Origin of the sequence: Hydrogenophaga sp. 70-12, from assembly GCF_001897365.1 — a bacterium.
Lineage (GTDB): Bacteria > Pseudomonadota > Gammaproteobacteria > Burkholderiales > Burkholderiaceae_C > Hydrogenophaga > Hydrogenophaga borbori.
Window position 1 is genome coordinate 1 of sequence record NZ_MKSS01000262.1, and the last position, 9050, is coordinate 9050.

9 protein-coding genes and 1 tRNA gene are annotated in these 9050 nt (G+C 70.8%); 1 reads left to right on the forward strand and 9 read right to left on the reverse strand.

Translation table 11 applies throughout. From position 1 onward, the window contains the following. Positions 1–15: 15 nt before the first annotated feature. The 8 genes from BGO22_RS14500 to BGO22_RS14535 form a co-directional block, all read right to left on the reverse strand. Positions 16–91 (reverse strand) — tRNA-Asn (locus BGO22_RS14500). Positions 92–146: 55 nt separating this feature from the next. Further along, positions 147–1208, reverse strand: a complete 1062-nt coding sequence (locus BGO22_RS14505; RefSeq protein WP_070399887.1) for an NAD(P)/FAD-dependent oxidoreductase — start codon at positions 1206–1208, stop codon at positions 147–149. 66 nt (positions 1209–1274) lie between these two features. Then, on the reverse strand, positions 1275–1604 hold the full coding sequence (gene fdxA / locus BGO22_RS14510; protein ID WP_070399888.1) for a ferredoxin FdxA: 330 nt from the start codon (positions 1602–1604) through the stop codon (positions 1275–1277). A gap of 101 nt (positions 1605–1705) precedes the next feature. After that, a complete protein-coding gene (locus BGO22_RS14515) occupies positions 1706–2998 on the reverse strand; it encodes a sulfate adenylyltransferase subunit 1 (RefSeq protein WP_070399889.1) in 1293 nt (430 codons plus the stop codon). Continuing rightward, positions 2998–3957 carry a sulfate adenylyltransferase subunit CysD gene (gene cysD / locus BGO22_RS14520; RefSeq protein WP_070399890.1) on the reverse strand — a complete coding sequence of 320 codons (960 nt, stop codon included), beginning with the start codon at positions 3955–3957 and terminating at the stop codon, positions 2998–3000. Before cysD ends, BGO22_RS14515 begins: the two co-directional genes overlap by 1 nt. Then, positions 3954–4691: a phosphoadenylyl-sulfate reductase gene (locus BGO22_RS14525; protein ID WP_070399891.1), complete on the reverse strand. Its 738-nt coding sequence runs from the start codon at positions 4689–4691 to the stop codon at positions 3954–3956. Before BGO22_RS14525 ends, cysD begins: the two co-directional genes overlap by 4 nt. Positions 4692–4700: 9 nt before the next feature. After that, positions 4701–5084: a DUF934 domain-containing protein gene (locus tag BGO22_RS14530; RefSeq protein WP_070399892.1), complete on the reverse strand. Its 384-nt coding sequence runs from the start codon at positions 5082–5084 to the stop codon at positions 4701–4703. A gap of 14 nt (positions 5085–5098) precedes the next feature. Further along, positions 5099–6886, reverse strand: a complete 1788-nt coding sequence (locus BGO22_RS14535) for a nitrite/sulfite reductase (RefSeq protein WP_070399893.1) — start codon at positions 6884–6886, stop codon at positions 5099–5101. 186 nt (positions 6887–7072) lie between these two features. On the opposite strand from BGO22_RS14535, the gene BGO22_RS14540 reads away from it, so the two are divergent. Then, positions 7073–7873: a hypothetical protein gene (locus tag BGO22_RS14540; protein ID WP_139147077.1), complete on the forward strand. Its 801-nt coding sequence runs from the start codon at positions 7073–7075 to the stop codon at positions 7871–7873. Between the two features lie 26 nt (positions 7874–7899). Here the strand turns inward: BGO22_RS14540 and BGO22_RS14545 are convergent. Further along, positions 7900–9050, reverse strand: a 1151-nt coding sequence (locus BGO22_RS14545; protein WP_286851465.1) for an FAD-dependent oxidoreductase, incomplete at its 5' end; no start/stop codon positions are given.

The window sequence follows — 9050 nt, forward strand, 5'->3', positions numbered from 1 at the left end:
TGTGCGGGTGTTGGGTGGCTCCCCGACCTGGACTCGAACCAGGGACCTGCGGATTAACAGTCCGTCGCTCTACCGACTGAGCTATCAGGGAACAGCCTCAAATTATAGCGTTGTTTTGAAGCGTTTCCGGGCGGGCCCGAAGAAAGTCAGCGTTCTGCCTCGGGGGCCACGCCGAGCAGCCGGTGCAGGCGGGGGCTGGTGGTGGTGTATTGCAGCGGTACGCGCTCCTCGGGGCGCAAACACGCGACGGCGGCGAAGGCGGCCAGCGTGGCTTCGTGGAAGCCGCAGAGGATGAGTTTTTTCTTGCCCGGGTAGGTGTTGATGTCGCCCACCGCGTACAGGCCGGGTTCGCTGGTCTCGAAGCTTTCGGGGTTCACCACGAGCTGCTTGCGCTCCATGGCCAGGCCCCAGTCGGCGATGGGCCCCAGGCGCGGCGACAGGCCCAGGGCGACGATCAATTGGTCCAGCGCCAGGGTCTGTGTCTGGCCTTGGGGATCGAGCAACTGCAGGCCGCGCAGCCGCGCGCCTTCCAGGTCCAGCCCCAGGGGCTGGCCGACCACCAGCCTCACGCGGCCCGAGGCGATGGCGTCTTGCACGCGCGCGAGCGCGGCCTCGTCGTCGGCTTGCAGCACCTCGCGCCGGTGCAGCAGGCTCAGGCCCGCGGGGGGCTGGGCGCTGTCGAGCAGGCGCAACGCCCAGTCGATCGCGAGCGCGTCGCCGCCGTGCACCACCACATGCTGGCCGCGCCAGTCGCGGGTGGCGTCGAAGCGGTGGTGCACCTGCTGGCCTTCCAGGGCCTCGATGCCGTCGAGCTTCAGGCGCTTGGGCTGGAAGGCGCCCACGCCCGCGGCGATGAACACCAGGCGCGCGAGGAAGTCCTGGCCCGCGCTGGTGCGAACGGCCCAGCGGCCATCGGCCTCGCGCGCGAGCGCGCTCACCGATTGGTCGAGGTGGAGCCGGGGCTGGAAGGGCTTGACCTGCAGCAGCAGCCGATCGACCAACTCCCGGCCGCTGCACACGGGCAGGCCGGGAATGTCGTAGATGGGCTTGTCGGGGTAGAGCTCGGCGGGCTGACCGCCGGCGTGGGGCAGGGCGTCGACCACCTGCGCCCGGATGTCCTGCAGGCCGAGCTGGAAGACCTGCCACAGCCCCACGGGGCCGGCACCAATGACGAGCGCGTCGGTCTCGATCGGCGCGGTAGGGGTCACTGGAAAACCTTTGCTCGGCGCGCTGCGGCGCGAGCGCCTTCGGGCGGCCGGGCGGCGCTCATGGACTCAGCGGATCAGCTGGTCGAGCTTGCCGGTCTTGTCCTTCCACTCTTCGGCGTCGGGCAGCGCGGCCTTGCGCTTGGTGATGCTCTTCCAGGTGGGCAGGCGGGCCAGCTCGGCGTTGAGCGCCGTCATGTGCAGCTGGTCCTTGGGCAGGTCTTCCTCGGCGTAGATGGCGCTCACCGGGCATTCGGGGATGCAGACCGCGCAGTCGATGCACTCGTCGGGGTCGATGGTGAGGAAGTTCGGGCCTTCGCGGAAGCAGTCCACGGGGCAGACATCGACGCAATCGGTGTACTTGCAGCGGATGCAGGCTTCGGTGACGACGTGGGTCATGGTGGCGGATCGGGCAGACGGAAAGCGGTGATTTTACGGTGCCGCACCCGACCGGCCGGGCTTGCCCTTGGTGGCTTCCCGGTCGGTGTCTGTGGGGTTATTCAGCGCACGAGCACGGCGCCGGCCGTGCGGTGGCTGGCGGTGTCCACCAGCACCAGCGAGCCCAGGGCGCGCGATTCGGCGAACGGCCGCGTGGCCAGCGGCTCCTGCAGCGCGAGTTCGATGTGGCCGATGGCGTTGGGCGGCAGTTCGCGGGCGTCGTGTTCGGCCAGGGTGTGGATGTCGAGCTGGTGCGCGATGCGCTTGACCTTGGCCTTGACCCAGCGGTGGCCGTGCAGGGCCCAGTAGACGCGGCCCGGCACCAGGGGCTCGTCGTCCAGCCAGGCGACGGTGGCGGCGATCTCGCGCTGCGCGTCGAGCGAGGCGTCCGCGTCGTCCACCCCGAGCAGCCAGTCGCCGCGTGAGACGTCGAGCTCGCGGTCGAGCACGATGCCCGCGCTGTGACCGGCGGACACCTCGCCGGGCCGGCGCACATGGTCGAGCACCTGCGCCACCACGGCGGTCTGGCCCCGGGGCGCCACGCGCACGGCCTGGCCCGGGCGCAACTGCCCGGCGGCCACGCGGCCCCAGAACACGCGCCGACCCTGGGAGGTGTCGGACGAGGACGAGAACTTCTCCACCCACTGTACCGGGAAGGCCAGCGGCAGCTCGGCGTCGGGTTCCGTTACCGGCAGGTGCTCCAGGATTTCCAGCAGCGTGGGGCCGTGGTAGCCGCACCAGCCGGCTTTCGCTGCCTCGTCCACCACGTTCCAACCGTTCAGGGCGGACACCGGCACCACGGCCGTCACGTCGAGCCCGGCCTGCTGGGCAAAGGCGTACAGCGCGGCCTTGATGTGGGTGTAGGCGGTGGCACCGTCGTCCACCGCGTCGAGCTTGTTCACCGCGAACACCACCGAGGGCACGCGCAGCAGCTTGACCAGCAGGCTGTGGCGGCGCGTCTGCGGCAGCAGGGCCAGGGCGGGGTCGCGCCAGTCGAGCTTGGTGGCGTCGACCAGCACCACGGCGGCGTCGGCGCTGCTGGCCGCGGTGACCATGTTGCGCGTGTACTGCTCGTGGCCCGGGGCGTCGCCGATGATGAACTTGCGCTGCTCGGTGCTGAAGTAGCGGTAGGCCACGTCGATGGTGATGCCTTGCTCGCGCTCGGCCGACAGGCCGTCGGTGAGCAGGGCCAGGTCGGTCTGGCCCAGGCGCTGCACGCCGGCCAGGTGGTCCTGCAGCACGGCCTTGCTGTCGACCAGCAGGCGGCCGATGAGCGTGCTCTTGCCGTCGTCGACGCTGCCGCAGGTGATCAGGCGCAGCGCGGCGCGGGTGTCTTGCGAGGTGGCGGTGCTCATCAGAAGTAACCCTCTTTCTTGCGGCGCTCCATGGAAGCGTCGCTGGTCTTGTCGTCCATGCGGGTGGCGCCACGCTCGCTGACCTCGGCGGCCAGGGTCTCAATCACGATCTGCTGCGGCGTGGCGGCCGTGCTTTCCACGGGGCAGGTGCAGGTGATGTCGCCCACGGTGCGAAAGCGCACGTCGCGCCGTTCCACCCGCTCGCCTTCGCGCGGCGGGGTGAGCTCGGTCACCGGCACCAGCAGGCCGCGGCGGTCCACCACCTCGCGCGGGTGGGTGTAGTAGATGGAGGGCAGGCCGATGTCCTCGCGCGCGATGTACTGCCAGACGTCGAGCTCGGTCCAGTTGCTGATGGGGAACACGCGGAAGTGCTCGCCGGGCTGCAGGCGGGTGTTGAACAGGGTCCAGAGCTCGGGGCGCTGGGCCTTGGGCTGCCACTGGCCGAAGCCGTCGCGGTGCGAAAAGATGCGCTCCTTGGCGCGCGCCTTTTCTTCGTCGCGCCGCGCGCCACCGATCAGGGCGTCGAAACGGAACTCCTCGATGGCCTCCAGCAGCGTGACCGATTGGTGCACGTTGCGGCTCTCGCCCGGGTGGGCCAGGCGCACGGTGCCGCGCGCCATGGAGTCTTCCACGCGGCGAACGATCAGCTCGGCGCCGAGTTCTTTCGCGCGCTGGTCGCGGAAATCCGTCACCTCGGGAAAGTTGTGGCCGGTGTCGATCATCAGCAGCGGGTAGGGAATGCGGCCGGCGCCGAAGGCCTTCTCGGCGCACTTGAGCATGACCAGCGAGTCCTTGCCGCCCGAGAAGAGCAGGGCGGGGCGCTCGAAGGCGCCGGCCACCTCGCGCAGGATGAAGATGGTTTCTTCTTCCAGCGCGTCCAGGTGGGCGTTGCTGAGCTGGTGGCCGCTGTCGTGCAGCAGGGCGGCTTCGATCACGGCGGGGTCTGGGCGGGCGTTCATGCGGGGGTCCGATCGAGAGAGGAGGCGGCGGGCGGCACGTGCAACCCGCATTCCTTGGCGCTTTCCTGCTCCCACCACCAGCGGCCGGCGCGGAAGTCCTCGCCCACGCTGATGGCGCGGGTGCAGGGCTCGCAGCCGATGCTGGGGAAGAAGCGGTCGTGCAGTTCGTTGGTGTCCAGGCCGTGCAAGGCGATGAAATGCCACACGTCGCCCCAGGTCCAGTCCACCAGCGGGCTGATCTTCACGCGCTCGGGTTCCTGGATCACTTCGCCAACCTCGGCGCGCGCGTTCGATTGCTCGCGCCGCAGGCCGGTGATCCAGCCGTCGTGCCCGGCCAGGGCGCGCGACAGCGGCTCCATCTTGCGCACGTCGCAGCAGGCCTTGCGCAGCTCGATGCTGCGGTACATGGCGTCCTCGCCATGGCGGCGCACGAAGTGCACCACCGATTCGTGCCTGGGCCGGAACACGCGCACGCTGGTGGCGTAGCGGCGTTCAATCTTGGGGATCATGGCCAGGGTTTCGGCGTGCAGCTTGCCGGTCTCCAGGACGAAGACGCTGGCCTCGACGCCGGCGAGGTGGACCAGGTGGGTGACCACCATGTCCTCGGCGCCCAGGCTGGACGCCTGCGTGAGGCGTGGGTGCGCGGAGGCCTGCTCGCGCAGCAGCGCGATGGCGCGCTCCACCTTGGCCGCGAAGTCGGCCGAGGGGTGGTTGTAGAGATCGATGGCGCTCATGGCAGGTCCTCAGGCGTTCGCGAAGCGCGGCTGCGGCTGCAACGCGTCGCCCTGGTAGAAGCCGCCGTAGTGCCGCAGCAGGCGCTCGGCGTGCGCCAGGTCCTGGTCGGCCTTGAGCACGGCCTGGCTGAAGCCGCTGCGCTGCATCTGCAGCAGCTGGTCGATCAGCACCTCGCCGGTGGCGCGGATGTCGCCGGTGAAGCCCAGGCGACGGCGCAGCAGGAAGGCCTGGCTGAAGGCGCGGCCGTCGCTGAACTTGGGGAACTGCAGTTCGACCACGCGCACACCGCTCAGGTCGGCCTCGCGTGGGTCGTCGGTGTTGGCCAGCACGCGGCGTTCGGCCTCGGTTTCGGGGGGGCTGAAGGTGTCGGCGCGCAGCAGCTGGATGCTCATGTTCGGCTCCTGGTTCAGACAGTGGCGGCGTCGACGGGACGCGCGGTGGTGCTGCGCACGGCGTTGGCGGCCTGCTTGAACGGGTCGAGGCCGATCCGGCGCAGGGTGGCGATGAAAGGTTCGCCGTCCTCGCGCTGGGCGCGGTAGGTGTCGAGCAAGGCCTCGATGACCTCGGGCACCTCGTTGGCCGCGAAGGACGGGCCGATGACCTTGCCCGGCGTGGCCTCGCCCGACAGGCGCTTGCCGTCGGAGCCGCCCAGCGTCACCTGGTACCACTCCTGGCCGTCCTTGTCGACGCCGAGCACGCCGATGTGGCCGCTGTGGTGGTGGCCGCAGCTGTTGATGCAGCCGCTCATGTGCAGGTCGATCTCGCCGATGTCGTGCAGCTCGTCGAGGTCGGCGTAGCGCGCGAGCACGGCCTGGGCGATGGGCAGCGAGCGCGCGTTGGCGAGATCGCAGAAATCGCCGCCGGGGCAGGCGATCATGTCGGTGAGCAGGCCGATGTTGGGCTTGGCCAGACCCAGGCGGCGCGCCTCGCGCCACAGCTCGGGCAACTGGTCGCAGCGCACCCAGGGCAGCAGCAGGTTCTGCGTGTGCGTCACGCGCGCCTCGCCGCCGGAGAAGCGGTCGGCCAGCTCGGCCGCGCGCTCCAGCTGCTCGGCCGTGGCGTCGCCGGGCGACTGGCCCAGGCGCTTGAAGGAGAGCGTGACCGCGCGCAGGTCGGGGTTCTTGTGCGCCACCACGTTGCGGGTGAGCCAGCGGCTGAATTCCAGGTCGTCCTCGGCCGCGGCCTTGAGGATGTGGGCGATCTTGGCGTCGGCGCTCTTGCGGTCGCAGGCCAGCGCGGGCGGCGTGAAGAAGGCGCTGACGCGGGCCAGCTCGGCGGCGGTGATGGTGTGCGGCGCGCCGTCCAGCTCGAGGATGTCGCGGTACTCGGCCTCGACCTGGTCGGCGAAGGCCTGGCCCTCGGCCTTCACGATGATCTTGATGCGCGCCTTGTACATGTTGTCGCGCCGGCCGAAGCGGTTGTAGGCGCGCACCACGGCTTCCAGGTAGTTGAGCATCTGGTCCCAGGGCAGGAACTCGCGCAGCACGGTGCCGATGATGGGCGTGCGGCCCATGCCGCCGCCCACGCGCACCTGGAAGCCCAGCTCGCCGTCGACGTTGTGCAGCAGGCGCAGGCCCACGTCGTGCCAGGGCGTGGCGGCGCGGTCTTCGCGGGCGCCGGTGATGGCCACCTTGAACTTGCGCGGCAGGAAGGCGAACTCGTGGTGCAGGGTGCTCCACTGGCGCAGGATCTCGGCGAAGGGCCGGGGGTCGGCCACCTCGTCCACGGCGATGCCGGCCAGGGCATCGGAGGTGGTGTTGCGAATGCAGTTGCCGCTGGTCTGGATGCCGTGCAGGCCCACGCTGGCCAGCAACTCCATCACGTCGGCCGAGCGCGCCAGTGGAATCCAGTTGAACTGCACGTTGGAGCGCGTGGTGAAGTGCGCCGTGCGGTCGGGCAGGCTCGGCACGTCGGACAGGCCGGCGTTGGCCTTGGAAATGTCGTTGTCTTCCTTGTGGTCGAACTCGCGCGCCACGCGGGCCAGCACGCGCAGCTGCTCGCTGTTGATCTCCCCATAGGGCACGGCCACACGCAGCATGGGCGCAAAGCGCTGGATGTACCAGCCGTTCTGCAGGCGCAGCGGCTTGAAGGCGTCGTCGGAGAGGGTGCCGGCCTGCCAGCGCTCCAGCTGGTCGCGGTACTGGGCGGCGCGCTGTTGCACGAACTGGCGGTCGAAAGCGTCGTGGCGGTACATGGATCGGGCGATGGGACCACCGGAGCGGTCGGCGATTCGTGGGGATGCCCGGCACTGTAGAAAGTTGGCTTTATTCGACGAACTACTTTTTTTTTATGCCTGTATATCAATTTGGAATAAGCAAATCCTGGTGGCCCATGGAGCAAAATTGGCTATCACAATTTGTCTGAAGTAACATCCCCCAACATGACGAGCGTCGTTCGGGTTCAGGTGATCGGTTTCTCAGACGTGGAGCGCCACGCGTTGAACACCGTTTTCCGGCTCTCGCGCGAGCGCGAGGTGTCCTACGGACCCTGGCGGGCGGCCTCGGGCCTTCTGGAAGAAATGCCCCCCGTGCTGCTGGTGGATGGCGACTGCGCCGAAGCCGTGTTGGTGCATGCGCGCGCGCCGCGCCCCGGTCAGCGGCTGATCTGGGTGGGCGAGCAGGCGCCCGAGCACGCCTGGCGGGTCGTGGCGCGGCCCATCGCCTGGGCGCACCTGCTGCACGACCTGGACACCACCTTCGCCGCCACGCAGAGCGATTCCGGTTTCCTGGACCTGGACGTGTCCCAGCCCGCGCCGCTGGACATCGAGCTTGGCGAATTTCCCTTGGTCGAGGTGCGTCGGGCCCTGGTGGTGGGCATCGCGGCGAACGAGTCGGGCTACCTGCGCGAGCGGCTGACGCAGGCGGCCGTGCCCTATATCGATGAGGCACCGAGCACCGAACGCGCCGCCGAGTGCATGGCCCAGCACCACTACCTGTGCGGGGTGTTCAACCTCGACGACCACCACATCGACGCCTGGGGCCTGATGCAGCTGTTCCGCCAGCGCTACCCCGAGGCCATGACCCTGGCGACCAGCGAGCACGCGCAGCGCTTCGCCGGCCCCCTGACGGGCTGGTGGCACCGGCGGCGGGTGCGCGCGCACACGCGCCGCCTGGGCGTTTCGGGCCTGCTGGCGCTGCCGCTGCAGCCGCCGGTGGTGTCGCGTTACCTGGAAATGCTCTGAGCCGGGGCTGAGCGCCGGCCGGCGGCTCAGCCGCGGGTGCGCCGCGCGCGCCGCCAGGCAAAGCGCGCGGGGTCGATCGCGGTGCGCAGTTCGGCGTCGAGGCCCGGCGCTTCGCCGTCCATCTCGGCCGCCAGCCACTGGCCGCAGGCCGCGGCCAGCGACAGCCCGCGCGAACCCAGGGCCGTGAGCAACCAAAGCCCGGGCAGTCGGGGCACGGCCGATGCCGCGTGGCCCGCGCTGTCGCGCGCGGCCCAGGCCGCCGGGTCGGGCGCGGCGCCCACCAGGGGCAGTCGGTCCATGGAGGCGCAGCGCACGCCGGCCCAGCCCAGCAGACGGCCTTGCGCGAGCCCGTCCTCCAGCCGGTCGGCGGCGGCGGGTGCCAGGGCGCGCAGCCGGGCGGCGTTGTCGCGGTGGGCGGCATCGCTCAGGGCGGTGTCGGTGCGGCCGCGCGCATAGGTCGAGCCCATGGCCCAGATCGCCGCCGGCCAGCGCGGAGCTAGCCCGCTGTCGCGGTACTCCGGCACGAAGACGCCGTCGTCGCGCTGCGGCCGCTCGCTCAGCGGCGCGCCGTCCAGCGCGCCCAGGCTCATCTGGCCCAACACCGGGCCCAGCGGCCAGGCGCCGCCGGCCTCGGGCGCGAGATCGCGGCTGCCCAGTGCGGCGGCGATCACGGCGTGCGGCGCGGCGGCGATGGTCCGGCCCGCGGGGTCCAGCGCCTGCCACTGGCCGGTCCCGCGCGACAGGCCCGCCACGGGCGCATTCCAGCGGGTGTCCAGCCGCTCGCCGGCCTCGGCCAGCCAGGCCAGCACCAAGGCGCCCGGGCGCACCAGCGCGGCGGGCTGCTGGCCGGGGGCGTGGGCGCCGCGGTTGTCGATCGTCGCCGCCTGCCAGCCGGCGCCCGGGGCCACCAGGCGCTCCAGCTCGGCCCGCGCGATGGGCACGCCCAGGGCCGTGAGGCGCGACATCGGTGTGGGCTGGCGCGTGAGGTGCGGGCTCAGCACGCCCACCGGCAGGGCCGAGGCCGCGCGGGCCGGGCCCTCCGCGGCGTCGAGCAGCGTGACCCGCCAACCGCGCCGGCACAGCGCGGCCGTGACCGCCGCGCCCGCCAGGCCGGCGCCGATCACCAGCGCTCGGCGCGTCTCGTCAGGGGCTGGCATGCGCAAAGCAAGAGGCCCGC

Coding starts and splice junctions, on each gene's coding strand:
- fdxA (WP_070399888.1), bottom strand. CDS start 1,604: ATGACCCACGTCGTCACCGAAGCCTGCATCCGCTGCAAGTACACCGAT.
- BGO22_RS14515 (WP_070399889.1), bottom strand. CDS start 2,998: ATGAGCACCGCCACCTCGCAAGACACCCGCGCCGCGCTGCGCCTGATC.
- cysD (WP_070399890.1), bottom strand. CDS start 3,957: ATGAACGCCCGCCCAGACCCCGCCGTGATCGAAGCCGCCCTGCTGCAC.
- BGO22_RS14525 (WP_070399891.1), bottom strand. CDS start 4,691: ATGAGCGCCATCGATCTCTACAACCACCCCTCGGCCGACTTCGCGGCC.
- BGO22_RS14530 (WP_070399892.1), bottom strand. CDS start 5,084: ATGAGCATCCAGCTGCTGCGCGCCGACACCTTCAGCCCCCCCGAAACC.
- BGO22_RS14535 (WP_070399893.1), bottom strand. CDS start 6,886: ATGTACCGCCACGACGCTTTCGACCGCCAGTTCGTGCAACAGCGCGCC.
- BGO22_RS14540 (WP_139147077.1), top strand. CDS start 7,073: ATGACGAGCGTCGTTCGGGTTCAGGTGATCGGTTTCTCAGACGTGGAG.